Origin of the sequence: Kordiimonas sp. SCSIO 12603, assembly GCF_024398035.1 — a bacterium.
GTDB lineage: Bacteria > Pseudomonadota > Alphaproteobacteria > Sphingomonadales > Kordiimonadaceae > Kordiimonas.
Genome location: NZ_CP073748.1, coordinates 2258987 through 2285030 on the forward strand (window position 1 = coordinate 2258987; position 26044 = coordinate 2285030).

A 26044-nucleotide genomic window follows, 5' to 3' on the forward strand; every position below is an offset into this window, starting at 1 on the left:
TTATCTGTTGTGAAATCAAAAGATTGTGTGCTTTATACAAATGATAATATTCCAGAAGCCGGATGGGGGAATATGGAAATTCAGGGTTTAAATCGTTTCGAACTCAAGCCTGTTGGGCATTATGCAGATAAAGGCATGGTGTTTGACATGGTCATTGATGGCATTTCATATCTTGAGACAATAAAGGCGTATGAAGTCGAGTGTGGTTATGAACCTGCTGGCGCTTATGTTCCGACACTGGGAACCGTTGAGATTATGTGCCGGTCTTTGGATAAGGAATTCACGATGATTCCTTATGGCTGTGACTGTGGTGTTTGGGAATGTTGGTGGCTTTTTTGTACCGCACGCCGCTATTCAAAAATGGTTTATATTGATAGTTGGTCTAACCCGCGCCGCGATGATAAAATCCGTGATACCGAAGGGGTTTACTGGCGCTACAATGGTTTGAAGCCTATCTGTGTTGATATTAAGGAATATGATGCTGCCATAAAAGCCGCACAGTCTATCATTAAAGAAGATGCTTCCACCTTATGGATGGTTGAGAAATATGAACGGGAGCGAATACTGTGATTGTGCAGATGGAACGGCTGAAGGGCCATAATATCTTTCGGTTGAATAAAAAACGCTCCATAGCCGTTTGCGTTCGCGAAGGTGACCTGCCTTTAGTGCATGCTAGTTTTCAGCCGACACACATCTGTAAAATTGGTATCAACGATCGCCAGAAAATCAGGCGGCTGGAAAAATTGGCGCCGAATGTTACGCCCTATGATCTACCTTCTAAGGGTATTCCCGAAAAGTTATCGGATAAACTTGAGTGCAGAGAAGAGCTGTTCAGCTTCGTGAATCTTATGAATGCGGAGGTTGAAGAAAGGCGTGTGCTGTTATGCTGCTCCGAGGACAAATGGCCGATTAGACAGGCTGGTATGTATATGGCGGCTGTATTCTATAGTCAGGGAATTGAAGCGGTGCAGGAGCATATGGAAGCCTTCAGTCAAGAGGTGCACCGCATGTTAAATGGCAGAGAATATAGTTTTGTACGCTCTGCTATCCTTGGTGATTTTGAATAAAGAAAAAGCCCTGATACTTCAGGGCTTTTTTTATTGCTAAAGATTTTCCATCCAGCTTGCTAAATCTTCAAGAGCGCGTTTGCTCATGGCTGGTTTACGTTCCTTTTTCTTCACTCTGTGTTCAAACGGAGGGAATAGGCCGAAGTTCACATTCATTGGTTGGAATGTTTTAGCGTCAGCGCCGCCTGTGATGTGATTAATAAGGGCACCAAAGGCTGTAGTTTCTGGTGGCGCAATAGGTGTACCACCTTTGCGTTCTGTTGCGGCGAAGCGACCACAAATAAGACCCATAGCTGCGCTTTCAACATAACCTTCGACCCCTGTCATCTGGCCAGCGAATCTTAAGCGTGTATCTGCTTTCATGCGCATCAAGCCATCAAGCACCAATGGGCTGTTGATGAAAGTGTTGCGGTGAAGGCCGCCAAGGCGAGCGAATTTGGCATCCTCAAGACCTGGAATTTTGCGGAAAATACGCTGTTGTTCACCGTACTTAAGTTTGGTTTGGAAACCAACAATATTATAAAGCGTGCCGAGTTTGTTATCCTGACGGAGCTGCACAACAGCATGGTGTGGCTCATCTGTATGAGGGCTTTGAAGGCCAACGGGCTTCATTGGACCAAAACGAAGTGTTTCAGGACCGCGCTCTGCCATTACTTCAATTGGCATACAGCCTTCAAAGTAAGGAGTTTTTTCTTCCCATTCTTTAAAGTCTGTTTTTTCACCTTCATTTAGATCAGTGATGAACTCATCATACTGTTCTTTGCTCATTGGCAGGTTGATGTAGTCAGCGCCATCGCCTTTATCATAGCGGCTTTGGTACCATGCTTTATCAAAGTTAATGCTGTCTTTATATACGATCGGTGCAATCGCATCAAAGAAAGCAAGGCCGTCTTCACCGCATAGTTCAAGAACGGCTTCAGAGAGAGCAGGTGAGGTTAAGGGGCCTGTTGCCACAATCACGTTGTCCCACTCTTTAGGCGGTAGGCCAGCGATCTCTTCACGCTCAATGGTTACAAGCGGGTGTGCTTCCAGCGTTTTAGTTACATCTTCAGAGAAAGCGTCACGGTCAACCGCAAGGGCTGAACCCGCTGGCACTTTGTTGCGCTCTGCCGCTGCCATGATGAGTGAATTCATCCGACGCATTTCTTCGTGCAGCAGGCCCACGGCATTATTTTCATAATCATCAGAACGGAAAGAATTGGAACAAACCATTTCCGCGAGACCATCTGTATGGTGAGCATCTGTTTTCTTAACACCGCGCATTTCGTGCAAGATTACAGGAACACCTTGTTCCGCGATTTGCCATGCTGCTTCCGAGCCTGCGAGGCCACCACCAATGATATGAATAGGATCCATTACAAAAACCAACTTATTTGCTTTTTACGTTTGGCGCCTGTTTACCGGAGACAGGCTTTTATTGTAAGCAAAAAAGATAAGTTTCTGGGAAGTAAGCGGGATTTGAGGGCTTATGTCGATTTCGGCCAAGCATATCTATAGCATTTTATCGGAATGGCCTGAGCGCAAGGTTGGTAGTGAAGACGAGATGATGGCTCGCGAAGCGCTGATGACTGAATTACTAGCTGAACCTGATGTTGAAATAGCAGAAGAAGGCCTTCGTCTCCCTAGATCAGTTTGGTCCATTGAACTTGTGATGGTTGGTGGCGCTTTAGGGGCGATATGGATGGCATCCGTTATGCCGTATATAGCTTTGCTTGTTGGGCTTCTATTGGTTGGCTGCTTTATGCTGCATATGGACGGTCGCAGAACACCGATCGATTGGTTTGTACCCTCCGTAATATCTTCTAATCTAGTCGCCAAAAAAGGGAGCGGGAAGCGGCTTTATATTGTTTGCGCATCACTGGATAATGATCTTAAATTTTTGAATAAAAAGATTGAATTAAGTGATTATAAAAACATAATTTTTTATGCATATGTATTTGTCTTTATATGGGCTGTTATTATCCCTGTTTTTTATATAATGGGTTTCGGGCTTGCAGGTTGGTTCGAGCTAGTAATCACCGTTTCTTTACTAAGCATTTTTTGTCTTTACCGAATTTCAGTAAACGACATCAACTCAGGTCATTTAACTGGTGTCGCTGCAGCTAGCTCTACTGCATGTGGTTTATGGCGGAAAATGCCGAATGATACGGAGGTTAGACTGGTTGTTTCAACAGGTGGCCGCTTATTGGGGTACGGACTGGAACATTACCTTAATCACCATGCCTCTGAGTTCGAGGAACGCGATATCTATGTTCTAAATTACGATACCCCACAAAATGAGAAAGTTGCGTATATTGAAAAGGCAGGAGTGTTTACGTCTACCGGATTTGAGAACATCATGAAGATGGTTGCTCAAGGCTTGGTTAAGCTAAATCCTTCTTACAGTAAGATACGTGCCATAGATGCAGATACTGTTTTACCAGAGAGTGTACTGTGTGCTCGAAAGGGTTATATGGCACTGACGATTACTTCAAAACCTGGAGTACAGGAGAAGCCAGATTTAGACGCGATGGAGAAAGCTTCTAAATTTGGAGAAGCGATATTACGGATGTTGCCGGAAATGAAAGGTAAGCGGGATGCGCGCTGAAGATGTTTTATATTTTTGGTTTACGGAAAATGGGCCAAAACAATGGTGGCAAAAATCTGAGGCTTTTGATGCCATTATTCGCCGGAAATTTATAGATACTTATGAACTAGCTATTTTGGGCGGCTTATCTGAATGGCGAGAGACAGATCGCGGCAGGTTAGCTGAAATCATTGTGATTGATCAGTTTGCGCGAAATATGTTCCGCGATACCCCTCGCGCTTTTATTGCCGATCCGATTGCTCTTGTACTGTCACAAGAGGCTGTACTGCGGGGTGTGGGCGAGGGTTGGTCAGCGGAGATGAAGCAATTCCTTTACATGCCTTATATGCATAGTGAAGAACCAAAGATACATGAAGAAGCAGTAGAGTTGTTCAGCGCGCCCGGGCTTGAAGATAACCTAGATTTTGAACTTAGGCATAAGGTGATTGTTGATAGATTTGGCCGTTATCCTCACAGAAATGCAATTCTGGGCAGAGAGAATACTGAGGAAGAGCTTGAGTTTTTAAAACAACCGGGAAGCCGCTTTTAACGTGATGGCGTTTGAGTGATCTCTAATACATCATGTTCGTATTTATATAATATCTGATCGTAAACGCCGTTTGCTTTGATTTCTTTCAATGCGCTGTTGAACTGCTTGCAGTGTTCAGGGTTTTTGAAGCGAGCTGAAATCTGGACCGGATCCAGAATGTTATGAGATTCCATTGCGTGATATTCGCCAGTGCGATCAAAATGGTTTTTCTGGTGATATTTGATAACCAGGCTGTCGCTGACAATGGCATCAAACCGGCCCTTGTATAAAATTTCGATGTGCGATTGTTGATGGTAGGATTCAACGTAGTTGGGGTTGTTTCTTGTAGCCTTCCGGAAGGCGTGAGATAGATACTTTGAAGCACCATCAAAGGATATGATCTTTAGATTGGCAAGATCATTGACATTTTCGATCTTCAGACGCTTTTCTTTTAAAGTAACTACATGCGCTAAATGCTGAATATACCAATCTGTTACGCAGCCATCTGTGTTCGTGTTCTTCGGTTGAATTAAATATCCATCCAGATTGGTGCCTTCAAAAGGTGCTACCATTCGCTTACGGGGAAGGTGAACATACTCAAATTGAAGGTTGCTGCGTTCCTCTATTGCGGCGAGGATTTCCATATCAATGCCACCCTTAAACTCACCAAAAACAAAAGGCGGCGTGTTTATACGGCTGGCAACAAGAAGAGTTTCTTTCTCTTGCGCAAGAGAAGGGCTGGTTGTAAAGCAGAATAAAGAAAATAAGCCTATGCTTGAGAGCAAAGTCTTCAAATGAAGTAGTGAAATATTGCTTTTTGGTGCAATTAAAGTTGAAGACATATTACTGAATGCCTGCTTACACAGTACCCTTTATTATACGGTTTTATTTACGGTACCACTATCTTTTGATTTGGGCTATTTAATATTCCAGCCATTGAGATGGTATCGTAATATGTGCTTACAATTTGGCGGTATGTACCGTTTTCCCTGATATTTTTTAAAGCAGTATTAAAGGCATCACAAATGGCCTGATCATGGAAGCGAGCGATATAGTATGAAGCAGGCAGAATTTCGTGCTGCTGCATTTTCATATAATTACCCGTTGTTTCATAATATCTGCGCTGGGCTAGTTTTAAAATCCATTCGTCTCCAACCACGGCATCAAATCTGCCTTTGTAGAGAAGTGCTATGTGTGTGCTTTGATCAGCTGCTTCGGTATAGGCTGGGTTTTGTAAAACGGTATTTTTGTACCGAGGGCCTAGGTATTGGGTTGCTCCATCAAATGATACAAGCCGGATAGATTTTAAATCATCCAGTCCACTGATGCTTAGCTCTCTATCATTCAGTGTGAAAGCAAAGTTTTGATGTTTTAGGTACCATTCAGTTGCGCAACCAACTTTGGAAGCTTTGGGGTTCTGAGTAAGGATACCATCCATTTGTTGAGCGTCGAATGACTGGATCATTCTGATACGCGGCATTTGTACAAACTCAACATCAAGGTTGGCAATTTTCGCAATTTTTCTTATGAGATCAATTTCAATCCCATGGTCGGCGCGTTCATAAACATAAGGGGGTAGATCGTGGCGGGTTGCGATTTTTAGTGTGTCATTCGCTTGTGTTTGAACGGATGCAACAGCTAGTCCCATAAGTGTTAGGGACTTGATCTTATTGGAAAATAGTCGATTGAACTTATTGTTTTTTATGTTCAGGGCCATATAGGTTCGCAAGCATTGTTCAAACTCAATTACTAACCTCAACAATATGAGGGAAATGTAATGGTATCATTCCCCTCGTTAAAATTCTATTTCTATCTACGCCCTAAACGCTGATCAGCAGGGTATGTAATACGGTACTGATGTTTGATTTCCCAAGTTTCACCTGGCTCAAGGGTTTTTCGCCACATTAACAAGCCTTGTTTGTTATCCATATTTTGATCTGCAGGTGGGGTCGCGCCCTTAATTGTGGTTACTTTAATATCGTCATGGCCTGAAACAGGCATCCGATCATAAATTTCTATGATTTGCGGGCTGTTATGTTCATTGATAACGCTAATAAGGTAGCGTTTTTCTTCGATGTTTGATTTGCTGAAAACACCTCTTTTATCATCTTTGGGAGGTTGTTCCTGATAGGTGATTTTTATTTGTTGGTCAGCGCCGAAGGGTAGCTTCAGGCGTTTCCCTTTGATAAGGTCTGGCCAATCATCTTTACCGATGAAATGCCCATCGCGGTATAGGGATGCTTGGGTATTGCGCTGTGTTTCAAGCTCTTCAAACTGTGCTTCAGCAAAAACGTATGCGGTTGAGCTCTCCCGCGGCAGTGCACGAATAACTGTTTGGGTGCGTGTGCTGTTACGAGAGATAAGAATTTCCTCACTATCAGCTGAACTGTTTTGACTATAAGCACCTTTGATGCTGTAACTTCGATCGAATAAACTGTTGTTGGTGGTAATTCTAGAACCCGTCACCACCACTTCTTCAAGGCCATCTGCCTGAATGAGTCTGCGCTCTGTTCTAGCTGGTTCATATGTTTTGAAGCGTTCATCTTTTAATAGATTCAAAAATAATGGTCGTTGTTCAACGGAACCAAAGTCTCCAAAGCTATCATTGTTTGAAAGAGATAGAGTTATATCCTGCCAGTTTTCGCCGGTTTGTTGGTGGATGGATGCTTTATCTGTAATAGTTATCTCATCGCTTTCGGTATTAAGACTGCTGCTGACTTCAAGTTCCCATCCCGCGTCTTCCATGAAATAGTTTACAGCTAGTTCGATAGTTTGTGGGCTATCAAGTTCAATGGTTGCGATGCCTGTCATGGTATCAATTTGTTTGCTGCCTGCGGCCTTTAGCTCTCGTTGAAGAGCTTTGATTTCATCATTCAGCTTGGATACTTTGTTTTTTGAAGCGGATATCTTTTCAAGTAATCCTTCACCTTTGTCGCCAATAAATTGGAAGGCCGTTTGCCAATCGCTAACTGATAAAGCAGTTCCTTGTTGCGGCGATGAATTCCCCAGGGTACGAAGGAAATTCATTTGAAGATGGCTGGTTTCTATGAGTTTGTTTTCTTCAAGTATCTGATTTCGCGCGATTTTTATCTTTGCTTCAATTTTTTTCTGTACGTCAGACGTTGTATTTGCGGAATATACCTCCCTGAACTTCACGCTGTTAATTTGGGCAGAGCCTTTCAGGATATTAATAAAAGGTGAATAATTTTCGTCTGCGCTTTCCGGCAGCATGGGAAAACTAATCGTGTGAATGCCGACAGGGAGATCAAATGTCGTTGCTCTGCTAACGAGGGCACCTCCATTACGGTATATGGTGGCAGCGTTTACCTTGGTGCCAGCTGTATAATCACCAGCGAATGCAGATGTAGAGATTAGGGCTGTTGATATAAAAAGGCCCGAAAATAAGTATTTTTTCATGATTATTCCCCATAGTGTCTTGCTCTTAGAATGCATCATGCGCTCATTTCTATCAAATAGAAATGAACACACGATGTATGTGCTGTATAGGGAATTATATGCCTAAATATTGCCTTATTCGGCAGCCTGACGAGTAAGAACTGGTGCTAGATAGCGGCCAGTGTAACTACGGTCATTCTTTGCTACCTCTTCAGGTGTACCTGTTGCTACGATTTCACCGCCGCCATCACCGCCTTCTGGGCCGAGGTCTAAAATCCAGTCGGCGGTTTTGATAACCTCAAGATTATGTTCAATCACGATAACCGTATTGCCTTGGTCTACAAGTGCCTGCAAAACTTCCATCAGTTTTCTGACATCTTCGAAATGCAGACCTGTGGTTGGCTCGTCCAGGATATAAACAGTCTTGCCCGTTGAGCGCTTCGAAAGCTCTTTTGCGAGCTTAACGCGCTGAGCTTCCCCGCCCGATAGGGTTGTGGCCTGTTGACCTACGCGGATATAGCTGAGACCCACTTTATCAAGCATCTCTAGCTTGTTTCTGATGGCCGGGACAGCTTTAAAAAACTCAACACCTTCTTCAACAGTCATATCAAGAACATCCGATATGCTTTTGTCTTTAAAGCGAATTTCCAAAGTTTCCCGGTTGTAGCGCTTACCTTTACACTGATCACATTCCACATATACGTCCGGCAGGAAATGCATTTCGATTTTGATAACGCCGTCACCCTTACACGCCTCACAGCGTCCGCCTTTTACGTTGAAGGAGAAACGCCCAGCTTTATAACCGCGCGCCTGCGCTTCAGGAAGTCCAGCGAACCATTCTCGGATTGGGGAGAAAGCACCTGTGTATGTAGCCGGGTTGGAGCGAGGTGTTCGGCCAATCGGGCTTTGGTCGATATCAACGATCTTGTCCAGGTGCTCAAGTCCCTCAATTTCCTTGTGTGCGCCGGGCATAACCCTTGAGCCATTCAGGTGCTTTGCGATGGCCTTGTATAGAGTTTCAATGGTGAAGGTAGATTTACCAGAACCAGATACGCCTGTAATGCAGGTTAGGGTGCCAAGAGGGATTGAGCCGGTCACATTCTTGAGGTTGTTTGAGGTTGCCCCCTTAACGGTCAGGAATTTATCTTTATGGCCTGTACGACGAGCGGCAGGGATTGGTACCTCTCTTTTGCCAGTAAGATATTGGCCCGTGAGGCTCTTTGGGTGGTTCATCACTTCTTGCGGAGCACCTTCAGCAACGATAGTGCCGCCGTGTTCGCCAGCACCTGGCCCCATATCAATGACATAATCAGCGGTGCGGATCGCATCTTCATCGTGCTCAACTACTAGAACGGTGTTCCCGATATCACGTAGGTTTTGCAGTGTTTCCAGGAGACGATCATTGTCCCGTTGGTGCAAACCAATAGATGGTTCATCCAGAACATAAAGTACACCGGTAAGGCCTGAACCAATTTGCGAGGCAAGCCGAATGCGCTGGCTTTCGCCGCCGGAAAGCGTTCCAGATGAACGGCTTAGGTTAAGATATTCGAGTCCTACATTATTAAGGAAACTAAGGCGGTCCTGAATTTCTTTGAGAACTTTTTCCGCAATAGCATTTTGTTTTTCGGTAAGCTTTTCAGGAAGAGCGCCGAACCAATCATGCGCGCCTTTGATGGAAAGTGCAGTAATATTGCTGATGTGGGACCCATCAATTTTAACAGCGAGTGCTTCCGCGCGGAGACGATCACCCTTACAGGAAGTACAAGTGGTAGAGCTCTGATATTTGCTCAATTCTTCCCGCATCCAGTTACTGTCTGTTTCACGCCAGCGGCGCTCGATATTGTTGATTACACCCTCGAAAGGCTTGTTCACCTCAAACTTACGTTTGCCGTCGGCATAGGTAATGGTCACGGGTGTTTTGCCTGTACCGTATAGAAACGCGTCTTGTGCTTTCTTCGGTAGGTCTTTCCATTTTGTATCCAGAGATACATCGAAATGGCGAGCTACAGCGTCTAGCGCTTGGAAATAGAAGGGAGATGGATTGTTAGCTTTGTTAGCCCATGCGGCAATAGCACCATCTTTCACTGTTTTGGTTTCATCAGGCACAACAAGGTCCGGGTTGAAATACAGCTTTTCACCAAGACCATCACAGGATGTACAAGCGCCGAACGGGTTGTTGAATGAGAAAAGACGCGGCTCAATCTCTTCAATAGTGAAACCTGATTCAGGGCAGGCAAACTTTGCAGACATCAGGTGCCGTTCGCCGTCTTCACCTTTAACGACAGTTTCAATGGCTACAAGTCCTTCAGAGAGATCAAGCGCTGTTTCTACACTGTCGGCAAGGCGTTGCTGCATATCATCTTTAATAACTAAGCGGTCAACTACCACATCAATATCGTGTTTGAATTTTTTATCGAGTGTAGGGACTTCATCAATCAGGTAAAATTCGCCATCCACTTTAACGCGCTGAAAACCCCGTTTCTGTAACTCCTGAAATTCTTTGCGGTACTCACCTTTACGCCCACGAACGATTGGAGCCATCAGATAAAGGCGTGTGCCTTCACCGAGGGCAATAATGCGGTCTACCATCTGGCTAACGGTTTGGCTTTCAATAGGTAGGCCTGTGGCTGGTGAGTAAGGAATACCAACGCGTGCCCACAATAGACGCATATAATCGTAAATCTCGGTAACTGTACCAACGGTGGAGCGAGGGTTTTTGCTCGTGGTCTTCTGTTCGATAGAAATAGCCGGCGATAGCCCTTCAATATGATCCACATCGGGCTTTTGCATAAGTTCAAGGAACTGGCGAGCATAAGCGCTCAGGCTTTCCACATAACGGCGTTGGCCTTCGGCATAAATGGTATCAAATGCGAGAGAGGATTTACCGGAACCGGAAAGACCTGTGATAACCACTAGTTTATCACGGGGAATATCAACATCCACGGATTTCAGATTATGTTCTTTTGCGCCGCGAACGGAAATTTCAGTTAGCATCTAATCCTCACTCTACGAAAGTTACAGGCCATCAAGTGGCAAGTGTACCTTAACCTGTCAAGCGCCTTGACAATAGTTTGAGTTTTGGAACAAATAAAGAACAAATGCAATAGTGGTGACAGGAATTGTCAGTATGAACTCAAACATTAAAGAAGGCGGCTGCCTTTGTGGCAAAGCCCGGTATCAGATTGATCTGAAAAATCACCAAACGGGTAATTGCCATTGTAAGGATTGCCAGCGTCAGGCAGGTGCGCCTTTTGTGCCTTTTACGAGTGTCGATGCGGTTCAGTTCAAGTGGCTTTCAAAGCCTGATGGTGAATATAGGGCTACAGAGAAGGCGGTACGACGTTTTTGTACTTCCTGTGGGTCGCTGATCACATGGGAAGGTGTTGATTTTCCTCACAGAAAAACTGTAGTGACTTCTACGCTTGATGTGATGACGGCAACATTTGATGAGCCAGAAGATATTCCTATCACTTACGAAATTTTCACGAAGAACCGCTGGAAATCCATACCACCAGTGCAGGGCGCGAAGCAGTTCCTCGAAGATAATGAGTAGGCCTTCATGGCCTATTGGTTAAGTGCCCTTATAACCATAGGGAAGAGATAATAATAGCAAGCAGCAATCACGGCGAGGCTAATGCTAATACGGATTAATTGTTGCTTTCGCTGGGATGTTTGTAGGTCTTTTAGCATATCCTGTTTTTGAGAAGCTGTAAGGTGGTAAGTGTCATCCTTCGGACTGCCATATTCATTTCGCCATAGATTGATGGTGTCCGCCACATCGGTTGGGGTGTTCAGCCAAGTGATATTAAATTTGATATCTGCGTTGTTTGATGAAGCACTTGAAGAAGCACTCGCGCCGTATTGGAGATCGTGCTTCATATCTGTATGCGCATAAAGAGTGCGGATGCGATGCTTACGGCTACCAGACTCGATCAAAGTAAAGGGACCAACATCTTTCCAGTGATATAATTTATTCGAAAGAACGGTTTTATAGCGAATGCCTTCAATAGATAGTTCTAATTTGGGTACCGAAATCAATGACAAGACTAAGCGAATGAATGCTTGCAGAACGCCGAAGCTTACAGCGACAAGAAACAAAGCAGTAAACAGGTAAGCAATAGTGGTTTTTTCGGTGTCAGAACCAAGCCGATTAACGAATAAATTTTGATAAATTAAGTACAAGAACAAGATGCTCACGAGGAAGGTTATTACTGCTGTAACTTTATTCGGTGTATAAATTATGGTTTGGCGCATCACTTTCCCCCCAGTTGTTCCATGCCATATGTTTAGCTTGGTGAGAAAGTAGACACAAGATTTACAGGTAGCTGAGCCACCAGTCTTTCCGGCGTGCTTTTACGCCTGCAAACCATTTACATGCTGGATAAAGCGCAGCAACTATGCCTATCCAAACAAGCCATGCGCCCCAGAGTGGTAAGCCATAATTAGAAGGCGCAGCCCAAAAGCCTCCTGCCAATGCTTTCCAGCCAATGCCTTGGAATTCCGCCAGTGCCATTGCAGCCACATGAATTAGGTAGATATGGAGTACATAGAAGAAGAAAGGTACGCGACCTAAGATAACTGTGGCATGATAGAGCCAACCGCGCCATTTCTCTGCATACGAGAGAACGATTAGAGCAGGCCCTAATGTCATTGCGAGATAGAGAAGGGATGGCGGGTACTTTTGCCCGTTTATAAAGGATAGAAGTGTGTGAACCCATGTTTCTTCTTGTTTCCAGAGGGTAGGGTCACCGTACAAGTTGGTTGCTCTAAGTGCGATAAAGAAAAATGTGATACCAACACCTAGTTTAATAAGAAAACTCCGGCGCCACGCTGCATCAGTGTTTGGTTCATAAATGCGCGCTAATATATACCCAAGTGGCATAACGCCAATCCAAGGCAGCGCCGGGTAAGCTATGTAAGTAGGCCAGCCAAAATCCATGGTAAAAATAGGATTATGAAGCGCATGCCATAAGGGAGCAGGGCTTCCCATGCCTGATGTTGGGAATATACCGTAATCCAGAGCGTTATGCCCAAATACGATAACGATCCCAAAAGCAGCAATAAACCAACGAGGTAGCCATATAAGGACAGCCATTACCAACATGGAAAAGCCCAGAACAGCTATGACTTGCATGGTGATGAAGTTAAAGTTAAATGCCCAGCCAAAAGTGATAATCACCATTTCTACGAAGATAAGCCACAAACCACGCGTGATCAGGAATTTACATATATCCACTTTGCTTTTGGTGGCTTCCATCAGGCCGATACTAGTACCTGCCAGCAAAACAAAAACTGGGGCGCAAAAGTGAGTTATCCAGCGGGTAAGAAACAGCCACGTGTCACCACGGGTATAATCGGTGGGATCAAAATTGATGATATTGAAATAATCACGCGTATGGTCCAACGCCATGATAATCATTACCAGCCCGCGCAGGAAATCTATTGATTGCAGGCGTTCGCTTTTGATCCCAGTCATGGTAGCTACTCCGCTTTATCCGTGCGGGTATAGATACCGTCGAACCACAGGTCCCACTTCTCGGTAGATGGGTTATACTGTTCGAATAACTGTCGCACGGTGCCATCTTCATTTGGGGTCCAGGTGCCGCGGATAGGGAAGGATGTGTTATTGGTGTAATACCAGATATGCCCAACGAGATGCATGGCACCATTTTCCAAGCCGCCTTCAATATCGATGGAGTATGAGCCCGCAGACAACCACACCTGCCGCCATTTCTTGGTCAGTGGATTATAGTGATTGGTACTGATACCGGTACCGCCTGTGGTACTTTTCCAGCTTTCAAAAACGGCACAACCATTTTCGATAGAAGTGATAGAATTGTTGCCAGCGATTTGGCCGTTTGCTCGGCTTTTTACTTCCCAATTACCGAGCCAGAAATCAAAATCTCTGAAGTGTGGGTCTGCCTGGCAAGGTTGAGGTTGGTTTTGCGCATTAACCGATGAACTTAAAAGGGTGAACGCAGCTATAGAAACAGCAAGAATCTTTATCATAATTGTCTCCTCATTCCCTGATTAGAGATTATATCAAGGGTTTATAGCAACGAACTGTTTTGAGGCAGGCAGATAAGCAAATGGGATAAGCCGTTACATTATCGGTGATATTTGACAAAAGAACAAAAATAGAACAAAGTAATCCACAAGTTTTTTCAGTTTCTACTCATGCAGAGAATTGCAGCAGGGCATAAGTTCGTTTAATGTCGCGCAAAGGGCAGATTCTATTGCCTATAAGAATTTAAGTAAGGGGGCTAATGTGGCCGGTAGCGTTAACAAAGTAATTTTGGTAGGTAACCTCGGACGTGATCCAGAAGTGCGTACAATGGGTAATGGTTCACCAGTTGTGAACCTTTCTGTTGCAACGACTGAAAGCTGGAAAGACCGTCAAACAGGTGAACGCCGTGACCGTACAGAATGGCACCGTGTGGTTATCTTCAACGAAAACCTCGCGAAAGTGGCTCAAAACTACCTTCGTAAGGGATCTTCTGTGTATCTAGAAGGCCAGCTTCAAACACGTAAGTGGACAGACCAGTCTGGTGTAGAGAAATATACAACAGAAATCGTGCTTCAACAGTATCGTGGTGAGCTTACAATGCTTGGTGGCCGTGGTGATGCAGGTGGCATGGGTATGGGTGCTGGTGGAGCAGCCGGCGGCTTTGGTGATAGCCAGGACAGTTACGGCGATAGCTTCGGTGGCGGCGCACCTGCACAGGGTGGCGGTTTTGGCGGTGGTCAATCACAAGGTGGCGGCATGGGTGGTGCAGCTGATCTTGATGATGAGATCCCGTTCTAAGTCGATTAGTATTTTAAATTATAGAAATGAGCGGCTATGGCTGCTCATTTTTTTTGTTCTGTTTTTCGAGGGATGAATTATGATCAACCTCGAACATTATGTATTTTACCGAATGGGGGCTTAATTAGATGCGTAAGTTACTTACAACCGTTTCATTGGCGATTGCTGTTGCTTCTGCGCCCGCTGTTATGGCTGACGCTACCAAGGGTAAGCTGAACAGCTATGAGAAACTTGAGGATGTTTTCAAAGGCTTCAAGCCACACGAAACTCTTCTTGTACTTGATAATGATGATACCATCAGCACTATGCCGTGTGTGGATGAAAAAAACTGCCAGTATCTGGGCGGTGCGGCTTGGTTTGATTGGCAAGATCACCTGATTGAAAAGGGTGACCCTAATAGGGTTGCCAAGGATTTTGGAGAACTGCTGCAAATCTCTGCGCTTATTTTCAATGTTTCCAATATGCAATATACGGAACAGCGCTTACCTGAGAAGCTTCAGGCGCTCACAAAAAGTGGTGTACGTTTGCTTGTTGAAACAGCTCGCGGCACAGATAATGTAGATGCCACATCCCGTCAGTTTAGAAACCTCAAAATGGATGGTTCTAAATACAAAAACTTCAAAGAGTTTGTGCTTGCGAATGGTCTGGCCTTCGATGGTACAAAAAGCCTGCCGAGCCCGGTTAAGCCATGTAGTATCAATGGTTCTCGCCCAGTAACATTCCAACAGGGTGTGATGTATCTGGCAGGGCAGAATAAAGGCGTGATGCTTCAATGTCTGCTTGAGCAATATGCGCTGCAAGCAGATATCAATATGCCGATTAAGAATATCGTATTCATTGATGACACGCCAAAGAATGTTGAGAATGTTTACAAAGCGTTTAAGGGTAGTGATGCCTACAACGTGCGCACATTCCACTATACAGCATTTGATAAACACAAAAAGGCACTTACCGAAGGCCCTCGTAGTGAGGAGCTTCAGGCAAAAGCCAATGAGCGGTGGGAAGCGATAAAAATCACTCTTGGAGATCAGCTCCTGATGCCAGCGATGCCAAAATAAGATTAAAGGGAACCGGGCTTAGTACCCGGTTTTTTATTTGGTAATGTTTACAGCAGTGTTCTTGAAAGAAGGTGTTTTACTGCGCGCGTCAACGGCAGTACCTGTCAGCGTGTTAGCTTCTGGATAGTAAGCGAGGATATTGCCTTCTGGTACATCGAAAGCGAACACTTTCACGTCTTCCATGGTACCGAATTCTGATGTCACCGTAATCTGGTTATGCTGTTCAACACCCAGTCTTTTCATATCATCCCTGTTCATCATTACACACCAGCGGTCATCAGTGCCGCGGTAGGTATCTTTGTTTTCATAAATAATAGAGTTGAACTGGCCTTCGCTCCGCAGTGTAGTGAGTGTGAAAGGGAACGTTTTATTTGTGGTTATTTCAGGTAAATCACAAGCGATGAAGGAGGCTTTGCCTGAGGATGTTTTAAATTCCGGCGTGTGGAATAGCCTGCCATTAATATGGAATTCTTTCTTCGCCACATCAATATCAGCGAGCGCTTCCATTCCGGGCACGATTTCGGCAATTGCTTCGCGGGTTTTACTGTGGTTTTTAAATTCATTAAACGCGAAAGGCGCATCTGGAAGAATGCTGTCTGCCAAGTCGCACAGAATAACGCTTTCTGGCCTAACACAGTCATGCCGCATAATACCGCCATCACTTAAACGCACAAAATTGAACATGCTTTCCTGCGTAGTAGGGGACCATTCTTCATCACGTGCTGTTACAGGTAAGATAATGCACTCTGAATTATCAATTCCGTGCACATGGCCTTTGTTAAGCGTTGTAGTGAGGAACAGTTTGAAGCCAATTTTATCAAGTGTTTCTGCGGCCCAATCTGAACTTGGGTTAGCGGCATAAAGATTGCCACCCATAATAAGTGCCGTATCTACTAGGCCTTTATGTGCAGCTTCCATGCAAGCCATAGTATCCATGCCTTCTTTACGAGGAAGGGCAATATCAAAGGCGGTTTCCATACGTTTGAAAACTTCTTCAGTTAGCACCGGTTTAACGCCGATGGTACCTATGCCTTGCACATTGGAATGGCCGCGAAGGGGCAGGAGGCCTGCATGATGTTTCCCAACCATACCGCGGAGGAGGGCGAGGTTTACGAGGCTTTCGATATTCTCCACACCGTTCAGATGGTGGGTTAACCCCATGCCCCAAGCAAACACTGTTTTTTCAGATTTGCCGTATAGCGCGGCAATACGCTCAAAATCTGTTTTGTGAAGACCCGTGAGCCTGCAGATATCATCCCAGCTTTGTTGGTGTAGCTTTTTGATTAGTGCTTCAAAGCCTTCAGTATGACTATTAATAAAATCTTGGTCTTCTGTTTCTTGTTCGAAGACAGCCTTTGCGAGCCCCATAAATACTGCGACATCTGAACCGATATTTGGCTGCAGGTAATCTGATGCGATGTCAGAACCACCAAGCAACAGGGATTTAGGGCTTTTAGGGACTGCAAACTTCACCAGCCCGGGTTCCTTGGCCGGATTGATGATAATCACTTCTCCACCGCGTTCACGGCAGGCTTTCAGTTTATGGATGAACCGGGGGTGGTTGGACGATGGGTTCGCACCTACCACAAAAACCAAATCACAATGGTCAAGGTCATCAAGTTCAATTGTCGCTGTACCTGTGCCAATTGTGGTGCCGAGCGCCACACTGGTTGCCTGATGGCAGTAATAGGAGCAGTTGTTAACGTTGTTGGTTCCGAACATGCGGGCAAACAATTGGAAGATAAAACCAGCTTCGTTGGAGGAACGGCCTGAAGAATAAAAGAAACTACGATCTGCGTCTGTTGCTTTGAAACGCTCTACAGCAATGGCCATAGCTTCATCCCAACTGATAGGAGAAAGCTTATCATCACCGGCTTTCTTATGCAGGGGGGTATTAAGGCGGCCCAGATGTTCCATCTCTTTGCCGTCCAGCTCTCGCAGTTCATCAAGAGTGTGCTCGAATATTTCAAGAGGAATAGCGGCTTGCGTATCACTGGATTGCGCCTGAACGCTTTTATTACAAACAGAAGGAAACTCGCCGAGTTCGTTGGTCATACCACCCTGTTGGCCACCCATGCCCAGTGCACATGCTTTACAAGTATTATTTGAATTCAGCGCCTTGGCAGCTTTTTTAACACCCATTTTCCTAACGGTATTAAGTGTGTATATAACCTTCTTAACACCGCCACCCACAACGGTTGGATTATCAGTTTGTGATGTGGGCATAAGAGGCCTCCGAACAGAAAGAGATTGTTTCCGTGGTTATACAGCAAGAACAGATGATAGCAAAAACTGATATTGCTGGTCTTGTTATCGCTGGCGGTACTTCGAAACGGTTTGGTTCAGATAAATATAAAGCTGAGCTCTTGGGAAAAAGCCTGCTTTCGCTCTCCGTGGATAATCTGGAGCCCCATGTGGCTGAAATCATAGTAAATCTACCGAATGACCATACCAGCGCAGATTATCAGTTGGTTTATGAGAACCAAGGCCTCGGCCCCTTATCGGCGGTTATCTCTGGAATGAAATGGGCGAGGGTGCATGGGTATAGTTGGCTGTTGACAACGCCGGTTGATGTACCCGTTTTACCCGATGGTTTGATTGAAGCATTAAAAGGCGAGGGCGATGGCGCATATGCCGAGGCTGACGATGGCCTTCATGGTTTATGTGCGCTGTGGCCGGTAAAGGACATGGAAGCCATTCAAAACCTTTTGGGAAATGGTAAACGTGCTGTCAATGGAGCCCATAAACTACTCGATAACAACCCAGTCTTTTACCCAGCAAAAACAAAAGAAGATTATTTCAATATCAATACTCAAGCGGATTTAGCTCAACTGAAAACTTTTCTTGAATAACAGAAGCTTAATACCCACGTGTTTTCTTAAAGAATAATAAGGAGACAGCGAGTGAGATTAGGAATTGCTCTGGGTGGCGGCGCAGGCCTTGGTTGGGCACACATTGGTGTGCTGCGGGTGTTGGAAGCTGAAGGTATTGATGTTGATGTAATATCAGGCACCAGTATTGGCGCTATTGTTGGGGCGTGTGCTGCCGCTGATATGCTTGATGAACTTGAAGAACTAGCCCGAGATGTTGGCTATAAAGATATGTTCATGATGAGTGAATTTGGGTTCAATCAGGGCGGCCTGATCGGCGCTGGCAAGATTGAACGCAAAATGCGTGAATATTTCGGTGTGAAAACCATTGAACAGCTGCAAAAGCCATTTGCTGCCGTTGCGGTAGACATCTTTACTGGCGAACAGATTGATCTTGATAAAGGTGATGTAGTGACAGCTGTAAGGGCGTCATCCGCTATTCCCGGTGTTTTGCCGCCCGTTGAGACAGGGCATATGATGTTGGTCGATGGTGGCCTTGTTGATCCGGTTCCAGTAAGAGCTGCTAGGGAATTAGGTGCAGATTTTGTAATCGGTGTTGATCTACAGAATGATTATGAACATAGAGTACGCTCTTATGGATTAGAGCCCGGTGGGCCTAATAAACGAGCTGCCTTCAAAACAGCGAGGGCAGGAGCTGCGCTTCTTCTTAAGACCCTGGGAAAGCTTCGGATGAGTATTGATAAACCTGAGTTGGTAATTAGCCCTGAAATTGGGCATGTTGAGGTAGCTGATTTTACCAAAGCAGATGAATTAATAGCTCTGGGAAAAAAGGCTGCATATGATGTACTCCCTGAAATTCATTATGCATTAAAATAAAGTATGCTTGATAATACTTCTACACTAAATGCTTGTATATGGTGTGTTATGATATATCGTATTGTAGTTAATGGAGGTGTTAGATGTCTATCAAAACTTGTAGTATGATTGTTTCAGGCCTTTTATGCGTGGCCTTTACCTTCGAGGTGTTTAGTTCAGACGATAATGTTGTAAATACCGTTACTGTTAGCAAATTCTATAGCTCTGGTGCATTGATTGCCAAAAGCTCTGGTGAAGTGGGTATTGATTATTGGCAGAAGACTTCTCAACCAAAGGCCTTGTACGAAAAACTAACTCAAACATCTGAAACTTCAGTTTTTCGTGGTTATTTCGAAAATATTCTAAATGCTCGTGCTGCAGAGGTTACCTTGCAAGATGTGCCTGAGGTATTTTTGTACCCTTCCTCAAATGAAGTGCAGTTTATTGCTGATGCTACGGTAAGTAACCTTTGGTCAAAGGAAGGGGACTTGTATGTCTTCAAGGTGAAGCCGGACCTAATATTACACGAAATATCAAAACTTACTAATTCATCCATTGAAGAAACCATGCTCTTTTCTTCAATAAGTGAAACGGCTGTTATGCATTTGCCCATCGGTTGGGTACTTGATGATGCTTATTTGGAAAGTAAAGGTGATCTTTTTGACTTTACCATGAAGGGTGAAACTAAAAAGGACACTTATGTTGTAAACTTTAAGTATGTTCGGCATTCACAGGAGGTATCCCCAGCTAACCTTAAAGCCAGCGCCCTTCAGTTTTCGGAAATTCGGGATAACGGCTTTTACCAAATCTGGGAAGAGGGGGCTAAATCAGAAATTAAATTCAAGCGACCAACTATTAATTTAAAACTTGAGAAAAAGGCAAAAGAGCTCAAGCATAGAGCGCCACCTGGTTACCGAAACGAAAAAGAAAAAAAGAAGCCCAGCCACTGAATGGTTGGGCTTTTTTATTTAATATCGCCCCTCAATCATATTGAAGAAAAATAACATTTTAGAAACTAAAATGAAGACTGAGTTTGTTGGTGTTTCTTGACATGCAGTTAAATTACTGCATTTAATGACTTATGGAAAATGAACAGTTAGATCTGATTTTCAAGGCTCTTTCTGATGGGACCCGCCGCCGTATTATAGAGCGTTTAAGCGTGCAATCAGAACAGTCGCTATTTGAAGTGTGTGCGGCCTCTATTCCTGAAGATGGTGTAGCCTTATCGCGTCAAACAATTTCTCAGCACCTAAGAGTATTACAAGAGGCAGGTTTAATAAAAACCTCTTGGAAGGGACGAACAAAAGCCCACTCTTTAAATGAGGAGGCGAAGCACAAAGACGCAATTGAATGGTTGAAAAAATATATTGGAAGTGGAGAGGGAAAATGAAAATTTATGTCACGGGAGTTTTTGTAGATGACCAAGATAAAGCGGAAAAATTCTATTGTGATATTCTGGGGTTTAAATTGAAAAATAATATACCTCTCGGTGAAAACCGCTGGCTAACTGTTGTTTCTGATGAAGAGCCTGAAGGTACAGAACTGTTGCTAGAGCCAAGTGACCACCCTGCGGTGAAACCTTATAAAGATGCTTTAGTAGCTGATGGCATTCCAGCCCATTCTTTTCAGGTAAAAGACCTGGATGCAGAAAGAAAGAGATTGGGAGATATGAATGTCCGTTTCACACAAGAACCTATGGATGCCGGGCCCGTTCGTATGGCCTTGCTTGATGACACATGCGGCAATCTTATTCAGTTGATAGAAATGAAGTAAGCTAGGAAATATAATTCGCTTACTAAAAGACAAAGCCCAGTCAAATGACTGGGCTTTTCTTTATTTAGCGGCCAATTTCACGGCCAATAACGATACGCTGAATATCAGAAGTACCTTCGTAAATTTGGCACACGCGAACATCGCGGTATATTTTCTCAATCGGATACTCTGAAAGGTATCCATAGCCCCCAAGGGTTTGAATAGCGTCCGAACATACTTTTTCCGCCATCTCGCTGGCATATAGTTTCGCCATACAAGCTTCTTTAAGGCATGGCTCACCCGCTGATTTCTTGGCTGCTGCATCAAGAACCATAAGTTCAGCCGCATGAATACGTGTTGCCATATCCGCAAGGCGGAAACTTACTGCTTGCTGGTTGAAAATAGGGCCACCAAAAGCTTCACGCTCTTTGGCATACTGTAGTGCATATTCATACGCCGCTTTAGCCATACCAACTGATTGAGCAGCAATGCCGATACGGCCTGTCTCAAGGTTCGCTAGTGCGATTTTGTAACCCTGACCTTCTTCACCAAGCAGGCAGCTTGATGGGATTTCCATATCCTCAAACACAATCTGGCAAGTATCTGAAGATTTTTGGCCAAGTTTATGTTCGACGCTAGCAACTTTGTATCCTGGCGTGTTGGTTGGCACTAGGAAAGCTGAGATGCCTTTTTTACCTGCACTCGGGTCAGTAACAGCGAAGATAATTGCAACACCACCAATTTTACCTGAAGTGATAAACTGTTTTGTGCCGTTTAATTTCCAGCCCGAATTGGTGCGTTCTGCTTTAGTGCGCAGCATAGAGGCATCAGAACCGGCTTGTGGTTCTGTCAGGCAGAAAGCACCGATCATTTCACCACGTGCGAGCGGTTTAAGGAATGTTTCTTTCTGCTGGTTATCACCGTTCTGAAGGATTGCTGCGCAAACAGGCGCGTTATTCACGCTCATAAGCGTTGATAGGCCACCATCGCCAGCCGCTACTTCCATGAGTGCGAGTGCGTAAGAAACATAATCTGTTTCAGCGCCTTCCCACTCTGCAGGCACAGTCATGCCCATAAGGCCGAGTTGGCCCATTTCGCGGAGGAAGTCTTCTGGAATTAGTCCCGCTTTTTCCCATGACGCAGCATTTGGTGCAATCTTATCACGAGAAAAGGCGCGGGCCATATCCCGCACCATTCTTTGTTCTTCATTTAGAAGCATTAACTTGCCTTTAGTTCAGTTCAATCGCGACTGCTGTTGCTTCACCGCCACCGATACAGAGGCTGGCAACACCTTTTTTCAGACCGCGTTTCTTTAGCGCATTAATCAGCGTAACACAAATACGGGCGCCAGATGCACCAATTGGGTGCCCAAGGGCACAAGCGCCGCCATTTACGTTCACCTTCGCGTGGTCTAGGCCAAGTTCCTGCATCGCTGCCATTGCTACAACGGCGAATGCTTCGTTTACCTCAAACAGATCAACATCATCTGTCGTCCAGCCAGCTTTATCGAGAACCTTCTTCATTGCGTCTACCGGCGCTGTAGTGAACCATTCTGGTGCATGAGCGTGGTTCGCGTGTGCCTTAAGTGTTGCAAGTGGCGTAAGGCCGCGTTTTTCTGCTTCAGATGCTTTCATCATAACCAAAGCGGCAGCACCGTCAGAGATAGAGCTTGCATTAGCTGCTGTTACAGAACCGTCTTTTTTGAAAGCAGGGCGCAGGCCTGGAATTTTATCAAGGCGTGCTTTTGGTGGTTGTTCGTCAGTCGTGATTTCAACAGAACCGCGACGAGATTTTACTTCAACAGGTACTACTTCACCTTCGAAGCTATCATTTTCAATAGCGGCTTGAGCACGTTTAAGGGATTCAATCGCATAAGCATCCTGTGCTTCACGTGTGAACTGGTAGTGCTCAGCACAGAGTTCAGCATAAACGCCCATTGGCTCACCGCCGTATGCATCTGTAAGGCCATCAAGCGCCATATGGTCAATAATTTGACCAGCGCCGTATTTGATACCTGTACGGCCTGTAGGCATCATGTGTGGCGCTAAGGACATGCTCTCCATACCACCTGCTACTACCACATCATTGGTACCGGCTAGAATGCTGTCGTGTGCCTGCATCATCGCCTGCATGCCAGAACCGCACATCTTGTTAATGGTAACTGCGCCAGTTGACTGCGGAATACCAGATTTGATACTTGCCTGACGAGCAGGAGCCTGACCCTGACCTGCAGGAAGAACACAGCCCATAATCGTTTCATTAACAGCATCACCTTCAAGGCCTGCGCTTTCAAGTGCGCCTGAGATGGCTACAGAACCGAGGTCAGAGGCTGTTACTGTTGATAGATCACCAAGTAGGCCACCCATTGGTGTGCGTGCCATACCGACAATTACAATTGGATCCTGGGACATGTTCGTCGTCTCCTAAATACTGGTGGCAGGTTAGCCCCCGTTTTCCCTTCAGGCATGTATATAAGCGTGCCTGATTGGCAGCCAATGTGCCAAATATAGTTTATTTCGCAAGTGCAAAATAAACGCCATACAGAAAATTGAATAGCAGATATAAAAAAAGGCAGCAATGCTGCCTTAATTTTTATTTTCTATTCAGCGGCTTGTTGCTTTTCAGATTGCCGCTTTTCCCAAGCATCCCGGATCATTTCACTGGTCATTCGGCTGCCGTCCGGTGTCCAACCGGGAGGTCCAACTAGGAACATTAGGCGCGCTTTCCATGTTTTCGCAGATGCAATATCTTTGATAATACCCACCCATTCATGGAAGGCGACACGAAGAGGATTAAAGGTTCCCAAGTCGGTCACAAGGCCATAATTACAGGGCTCATCCTTTTGTTCAGGAATGAAAGAGCCGAACATACGGTCCCAGAACATGAAAACACCTGCGTAATTGGCATCGAGATATTGAGGGTTATTGGCATGATGCACACGGTGATGGCTTGGAGTATTTAAAGTATACTCAAACCAGCGAGGCATTTTGTCTATCGCTTCCGTATGAATCCAGAATTGGTATATGAGGTTCAGACCAGCACAGAAGAATACAATGCCCGGCTCAATGCCCAGGATAAAGATTGGCCATTTAAAGAAGATGCCAGGAGTAATAGAACCCGTCCAAGTCTGCCTTAAAGCTGTGGAGAGGTTATAATGCTGGCTGGAATGGTGGATAACATGAGCGGCCCACATCCAACGCATACGGTGCCCCATTCGGTGAATCCAGTAATAAGCGAGATCATCCAGCACGAATGCGAGTAAGAACACCCAAGGTGCATATCCAAAATCAAAAATAGCGACATTTTCCCACACCCAGTATGCAAGAACAACGGTGAAGGTCGCGGCTAATGCACCGGCTACCGTACTACCCAATCCCATAAACATGGATACAAAGGTATCTTTGCCTTCAAAGCGAGCCTTGCCGCTTACTTTGCCGTAGATAAGTTCGATAATGATCAACGCAACAAAGAGCGGAACGGCCATTTCAGTAGGTTTAAACAGGCCTAAGCTTGCCAATGCTTCAGATTGCATGAACGGCCTCCTGATTGTTTGTATAGGGAACTAGTGCTTTTTCAGCATTCGCGAGGGCATCGGCTTCTAATGCAAAGATGAATTCCGGCGCTGTAAAGTCGGGGCAAGAAACTTTCAGTGTTCCACCCGTGCTGATGTTAACTTGATCACCTTCAACCAGCGTACGACATACAAGTTGATCACCAATCTGTCTTACCAAACCTAGTTGATTACCGGACGCAGTAATAGCTTTAACGATCAGTGAACGCTCATCCAGGGAAACAATTGCATCACCAAGTTTTGCATCCGGATTATAACGCTGATAATCATCAAGCATTGCTTGCTTACCGAGTGTTTTTTCAGGAAATACTCGATGAATAACAAATGCCAAAATAGCGATTGTTACCAGAGAGCCGGAAAATAATATCCAGTTCATCCAATTGGCCCCTTTTCCCACTTTTTAAGCCTTTATGGCTTTCCCTTCACAATATTGAAACTAAGATACAATTTATAAAAGTCCAATAGTAAAGCGCTTTGCTCACAAGGGATTTAGGGAGTGTACGATGAAGAAGCTGTTTGTTGGAATGGTGGTTGTTTTGGTTGGGTTTTTGGCGGCTGAGGTTGCCGTAGCGGAAAAGGACACAATCGTTATCGCGCACCGCGGTGCCAGCGGCTATATGCCTGAACACACTCTTGAAGCATACAAATTGGCGATAGAGCAGGGGGCAGATTATATAGAGCCAGATTTGGTTATGACTCGGGATGGGCATTTAGTCGCACGGCATGATGGGTATCTTTCTACTACAACAAATGTTGCTGATCACCCTGAATTTGCTGACCGTAAGAGGACAATTCAAGGTAAAACAGATTGGTTTGTTTTTGATTTTACATTGGAAGAACTAAAGACGTTGCGAACAAAGCAACCACGCGTAAGCCGTGGTAAGCAGTTTGATGGTCAAGGCACTATTCCAACGATTGACGAGATTGTTGCGCTTGCAGAGGGCTATAAAGGAAAAAGGAAACCTGTGGGGCTACATATAGAAATGAAACGCCCTGATGCTTTTAAGCAGATTGATAGTGAACTTGATAAAACATTGGCTGCGCTCTTTTCAGAGATATCTTCTAAGGACATTCCTCTGTTTTTCCAGTGTTTTGATGGGAACTTCCTGTTGAAAGTAGGTGAGATATCAGACGTCCCACTAGTGATGCTAATTGGAGGTAAACCTAATATGGAAGGTGATTGGTATGAGCTTGATATCGCTTTAGAGCCATTTGCGGGTCGGGTAGCCGGCTTTGGTTTGAATAAAGCATTGTTGGTTAATAAAGATGGTTCTGCCACCGACATTATAGATAGAGCTCATTCAATGGGAGCTGTAGTACATGTATGGACTGTCAGAAATGATCAGCTCCACCCAATGTTTAAAACAGTTGAGCAAGAGCTTAAGGCATTGTACTCTATGGGGGTAGATGGGGTTTTTACTGACTTCCCTGATACCGCAATCAGTGTCCGAAATAGTCTGAAGTTACTGGAGCCATTAATCGCCAATGATTGATTTCATCAAAGCTTTTCTCACAGCGATTGTTGCTGTTGTGGTTATTCGGATGGGTATTGAAATACTGTTCAATGCTGTAGGAATGTAAGAAGAAAGCGCCCAAAGGGGCGCTTTTTTAGTT

26 protein-coding genes are annotated in these 26044 nt (G+C 44.9%); 13 read left to right on the forward strand and 13 right to left on the reverse strand.

Annotated elements, in window-relative coordinates; all coding sequences use genetic code 11:
* Window positions 1-9: 9 nt before the first annotated feature.
* Window positions 10-570: a hypothetical protein gene (locus tag KFE96_RS10415; protein WP_255832539.1), complete on the forward strand. Its 561-nt coding sequence runs from the start codon at window positions 10-12 to the stop codon at window positions 568-570.
* On the forward strand, window positions 567-1067 hold the full coding sequence (locus tag KFE96_RS10420) for a hypothetical protein (RefSeq protein WP_255832540.1): 501 nt from the start codon (window positions 567-569) through the stop codon (window positions 1065-1067). Before KFE96_RS10415 ends, KFE96_RS10420 begins: the two co-directional genes overlap by 4 nt.
* Window positions 1068-1103: 36 nt before the next feature.
* Here KFE96_RS10420 and trmFO read toward each other — a convergent pair whose 3' ends face one another.
* A complete protein-coding gene (trmFO, locus tag KFE96_RS10425; protein ID WP_255832541.1) occupies window positions 1104-2423 on the reverse strand; it encodes a methylenetetrahydrofolate--tRNA-(uracil(54)-C(5))-methyltransferase (FADH(2)-oxidizing) TrmFO in 1320 nt (439 codons plus the stop codon).
* A gap of 112 nt (window positions 2424-2535) precedes the next feature.
* On the opposite strand from trmFO, the gene KFE96_RS10430 reads away from it, so the two are divergent.
* On the forward strand, window positions 2536-3654 hold the full coding sequence (locus KFE96_RS10430; RefSeq protein WP_255832542.1) for a hypothetical protein: 1119 nt from the start codon (window positions 2536-2538) through the stop codon (window positions 3652-3654).
* Window positions 3644-4183 carry a DUF924 family protein gene (locus KFE96_RS10435; protein WP_255832543.1) on the forward strand — a complete coding sequence of 180 codons (540 nt, stop codon included), beginning with the start codon at window positions 3644-3646 and terminating at the stop codon, window positions 4181-4183. The genes KFE96_RS10430 and KFE96_RS10435 overlap by 11 nt, the downstream gene beginning before the upstream one ends.
* Here KFE96_RS10435 and KFE96_RS10440 read toward each other — a convergent pair.
* From KFE96_RS10440 to uvrA, 4 genes are all read right to left on the reverse strand, one after another.
* On the reverse strand, window positions 4180-5004 hold the full coding sequence (locus KFE96_RS10440; protein WP_255832544.1) for an ABC transporter substrate-binding protein: 825 nt from the start codon (window positions 5002-5004) through the stop codon (window positions 4180-4182). The two genes, KFE96_RS10435 and KFE96_RS10440, sit on opposite strands and share 4 nt — an antisense overlap.
* 47 nt (window positions 5005-5051) lie before the next feature.
* Window positions 5052-5879, reverse strand: a complete 828-nt coding sequence (locus tag KFE96_RS10445) for an ABC transporter substrate-binding protein (protein ID WP_255832545.1) — start codon at window positions 5877-5879, stop codon at window positions 5052-5054.
* Between the two features lie 92 nt (window positions 5880-5971).
* Window positions 5972-7579, reverse strand: a complete 1608-nt coding sequence (locus KFE96_RS10450; protein WP_255832546.1) for a mucoidy inhibitor MuiA family protein — start codon at window positions 7577-7579, stop codon at window positions 5972-5974.
* A gap of 114 nt (window positions 7580-7693) precedes the next feature.
* Complete coding sequence (gene uvrA / locus KFE96_RS10455; protein ID WP_255832547.1) at window positions 7694-10552, reverse strand: excinuclease ABC subunit UvrA; 2859 nt, start codon at window positions 10550-10552, stop codon at window positions 7694-7696.
* Between the two features lie 133 nt (window positions 10553-10685).
* On the opposite strand from uvrA, the gene KFE96_RS10460 reads away from it, so the two are divergent.
* Window positions 10686-11111, forward strand: a complete 426-nt coding sequence (locus KFE96_RS10460) for a GFA family protein (protein WP_255832548.1) — start codon at window positions 10686-10688, stop codon at window positions 11109-11111.
* Between the two features lie 11 nt (window positions 11112-11122).
* Here KFE96_RS10460 and KFE96_RS10465 read toward each other — a convergent pair whose 3' ends face one another.
* The 3 genes from KFE96_RS10465 to KFE96_RS10475 form a co-directional block, all read right to left on the reverse strand.
* Window positions 11123-11812 carry a hypothetical protein gene (locus KFE96_RS10465; RefSeq protein WP_255832549.1) on the reverse strand — a complete coding sequence of 230 codons (690 nt, stop codon included), beginning with the start codon at window positions 11810-11812 and terminating at the stop codon, window positions 11123-11125.
* A 61-nt stretch (window positions 11813-11873) separates the two neighbouring features.
* Window positions 11874-13034 carry a DUF1624 domain-containing protein gene (locus KFE96_RS10470; RefSeq protein ID WP_255832550.1) on the reverse strand — a complete coding sequence of 387 codons (1161 nt, stop codon included), beginning with the start codon at window positions 13032-13034 and terminating at the stop codon, window positions 11874-11876.
* A 5-nt stretch (window positions 13035-13039) separates the two neighbouring features.
* Complete coding sequence (locus KFE96_RS10475; RefSeq protein WP_255832551.1) at window positions 13040-13567, reverse strand: hypothetical protein; 528 nt, start codon at window positions 13565-13567, stop codon at window positions 13040-13042.
* A 259-nt stretch (window positions 13568-13826) separates the two neighbouring features.
* On the opposite strand from KFE96_RS10475, the gene ssb reads away from it, so the two are divergent.
* Window positions 13827-14363 (forward strand): single-stranded DNA-binding protein, encoded by a 537-nt coding sequence (gene ssb, locus KFE96_RS10480; RefSeq protein WP_255832552.1) that lies wholly within the window; start codon window positions 13827-13829, stop codon window positions 14361-14363.
* A gap of 128 nt (window positions 14364-14491) precedes the next feature.
* Window positions 14492-15421: a DUF2608 domain-containing protein gene (locus KFE96_RS10485; protein WP_255832553.1), complete on the forward strand. Its 930-nt coding sequence runs from the start codon at window positions 14492-14494 to the stop codon at window positions 15419-15421.
* A 33-nt stretch (window positions 15422-15454) separates the two neighbouring features.
* Here KFE96_RS10485 and KFE96_RS10490 read toward each other — a convergent pair whose 3' ends face one another.
* Window positions 15455-17647, reverse strand: coding sequence for an FdhF/YdeP family oxidoreductase (locus tag KFE96_RS10490; protein WP_255832554.1), 2193 nt, complete (start codon window positions 17645-17647; stop codon window positions 15455-15457).
* A gap of 32 nt (window positions 17648-17679) precedes the next feature.
* Between KFE96_RS10490 and KFE96_RS10495 the strand changes: the two genes are divergently transcribed.
* The 5 genes from KFE96_RS10495 (at window position 17680) to KFE96_RS10515 (ending at window position 20880) form a co-directional block, all read left to right on the forward strand.
* Window positions 17680-18273: a molybdenum cofactor guanylyltransferase gene (locus KFE96_RS10495; protein ID WP_255832555.1), complete on the forward strand. Its 594-nt coding sequence runs from the start codon at window positions 17680-17682 to the stop codon at window positions 18271-18273.
* 51 nt (window positions 18274-18324) lie between these two features.
* A complete protein-coding gene (locus tag KFE96_RS10500; protein WP_255832556.1) occupies window positions 18325-19128 on the forward strand; it encodes a patatin-like phospholipase family protein in 804 nt (267 codons plus the stop codon).
* An 83-nt stretch (window positions 19129-19211) separates the two neighbouring features.
* Complete coding sequence (locus KFE96_RS10505; protein ID WP_255832557.1) at window positions 19212-20057, forward strand: hypothetical protein; 846 nt, start codon at window positions 19212-19214, stop codon at window positions 20055-20057.
* Window positions 20058-20188: 131 nt separating this feature from the next.
* Window positions 20189-20497 (forward strand): helix-turn-helix transcriptional regulator, encoded by a 309-nt coding sequence (locus KFE96_RS10510; RefSeq protein WP_255832558.1) that lies wholly within the window; start codon window positions 20189-20191, stop codon window positions 20495-20497.
* A complete protein-coding gene (locus KFE96_RS10515) occupies window positions 20494-20880 on the forward strand; it encodes a VOC family protein (protein WP_255832559.1) in 387 nt (128 codons plus the stop codon). The genes KFE96_RS10510 and KFE96_RS10515 overlap by 4 nt, the downstream gene beginning before the upstream one ends.
* A gap of 64 nt (window positions 20881-20944) precedes the next feature.
* Here KFE96_RS10515 and KFE96_RS10520 read toward each other — a convergent pair whose 3' ends face one another.
* The 4 genes from KFE96_RS10520 to KFE96_RS10535 all read right to left on the reverse strand — a co-directional run bounded on the left by KFE96_RS10520 (window position 20945) and on the right by KFE96_RS10535 (window position 24806).
* Window positions 20945-22078: an acyl-CoA dehydrogenase family protein gene (locus KFE96_RS10520; RefSeq protein WP_255832560.1), complete on the reverse strand. Its 1134-nt coding sequence runs from the start codon at window positions 22076-22078 to the stop codon at window positions 20945-20947.
* Between the two features lie 10 nt (window positions 22079-22088).
* On the reverse strand, window positions 22089-23270 hold the full coding sequence (locus tag KFE96_RS10525; protein ID WP_247018818.1) for an acetyl-CoA C-acyltransferase: 1182 nt from the start codon (window positions 23268-23270) through the stop codon (window positions 22089-22091).
* Between the two features lie 188 nt (window positions 23271-23458).
* A complete protein-coding gene (locus tag KFE96_RS10530) occupies window positions 23459-24391 on the reverse strand; it encodes a sterol desaturase family protein (protein ID WP_255832561.1) in 933 nt (310 codons plus the stop codon).
* The gene (locus KFE96_RS10535) at window positions 24381-24806 is read right to left on the reverse strand and encodes a hypothetical protein (RefSeq protein WP_255832562.1); all 426 of its coding nucleotides are present in this window, start codon (window positions 24804-24806) and stop codon (window positions 24381-24383) included. Before KFE96_RS10535 ends, KFE96_RS10530 begins: the two co-directional genes overlap by 11 nt.
* Before the next feature lie 127 nt (window positions 24807-24933).
* On the opposite strand from KFE96_RS10535, the gene KFE96_RS10540 reads away from it, so the two are divergent.
* On the forward strand, window positions 24934-25923 hold the full coding sequence (locus tag KFE96_RS10540) for a glycerophosphodiester phosphodiesterase family protein (protein WP_255832563.1): 990 nt from the start codon (window positions 24934-24936) through the stop codon (window positions 25921-25923).
* Window positions 25924-26044 lie beyond the last annotated feature (121 nt).

Coding starts and splice junctions, on each gene's coding strand:
- trmFO (WP_255832541.1), bottom strand. CDS start 2,423: ATGGATCCTATTCATATCATTGGTGGTGGCCTCGCAGGCTCGGAAGCA.
- KFE96_RS10430 (WP_255832542.1), top strand. CDS start 2,536: ATGTCGATTTCGGCCAAGCATATCTATAGCATTTTATCGGAATGGCCT.
- KFE96_RS10435 (WP_255832543.1), top strand. CDS start 3,644: ATGCGCGCTGAAGATGTTTTATATTTTTGGTTTACGGAAAATGGGCCA.
- KFE96_RS10440 (WP_255832544.1), bottom strand. CDS start 5,004: ATGTCTTCAACTTTAATTGCACCAAAAAGCAATATTTCACTACTTCAT.
- KFE96_RS10445 (WP_255832545.1), bottom strand. CDS start 5,879: ATGGCCCTGAACATAAAAAACAATAAGTTCAATCGACTATTTTCCAAT.
- KFE96_RS10450 (WP_255832546.1), bottom strand. CDS start 7,579: ATGAAAAAATACTTATTTTCGGGCCTTTTTATATCAACAGCCCTAATC.
- uvrA (WP_255832547.1), bottom strand. CDS start 10,552: ATGCTAACTGAAATTTCCGTTCGCGGCGCAAAAGAACATAATCTGAAA.
- KFE96_RS10460 (WP_255832548.1), top strand. CDS start 10,686: ATGAACTCAAACATTAAAGAAGGCGGCTGCCTTTGTGGCAAAGCCCGG.
- KFE96_RS10465 (WP_255832549.1), bottom strand. CDS start 11,812: ATGCGCCAAACCATAATTTATACACCGAATAAAGTTACAGCAGTAATA.
- KFE96_RS10470 (WP_255832550.1), bottom strand. CDS start 13,034: ATGACTGGGATCAAAAGCGAACGCCTGCAATCAATAGATTTCCTGCGC.
- KFE96_RS10475 (WP_255832551.1), bottom strand. CDS start 13,567: ATGATAAAGATTCTTGCTGTTTCTATAGCTGCGTTCACCCTTTTAAGT.
- KFE96_RS10485 (WP_255832553.1), top strand. CDS start 14,492: ATGCGTAAGTTACTTACAACCGTTTCATTGGCGATTGCTGTTGCTTCT.
- KFE96_RS10490 (WP_255832554.1), bottom strand. CDS start 17,647: ATGCCCACATCACAAACTGATAATCCAACCGTTGTGGGTGGCGGTGTT.
- KFE96_RS10505 (WP_255832557.1), top strand. CDS start 19,212: ATGTCTATCAAAACTTGTAGTATGATTGTTTCAGGCCTTTTATGCGTG.
- KFE96_RS10510 (WP_255832558.1), top strand. CDS start 20,189: ATGGAAAATGAACAGTTAGATCTGATTTTCAAGGCTCTTTCTGATGGG.
- KFE96_RS10515 (WP_255832559.1), top strand. CDS start 20,494: ATGAAAATTTATGTCACGGGAGTTTTTGTAGATGACCAAGATAAAGCG.
- KFE96_RS10520 (WP_255832560.1), bottom strand. CDS start 22,078: ATGCTTCTAAATGAAGAACAAAGAATGGTGCGGGATATGGCCCGCGCC.
- KFE96_RS10525 (WP_247018818.1), bottom strand. CDS start 23,270: ATGTCCCAGGATCCAATTGTAATTGTCGGTATGGCACGCACACCAATG.
- KFE96_RS10530 (WP_255832561.1), bottom strand. CDS start 24,391: ATGCAATCTGAAGCATTGGCAAGCTTAGGCCTGTTTAAACCTACTGAA.
- KFE96_RS10535 (WP_255832562.1), bottom strand. CDS start 24,806: ATGAACTGGATATTATTTTCCGGCTCTCTGGTAACAATCGCTATTTTG.
- KFE96_RS10540 (WP_255832563.1), top strand. CDS start 24,934: ATGAAGAAGCTGTTTGTTGGAATGGTGGTTGTTTTGGTTGGGTTTTTG.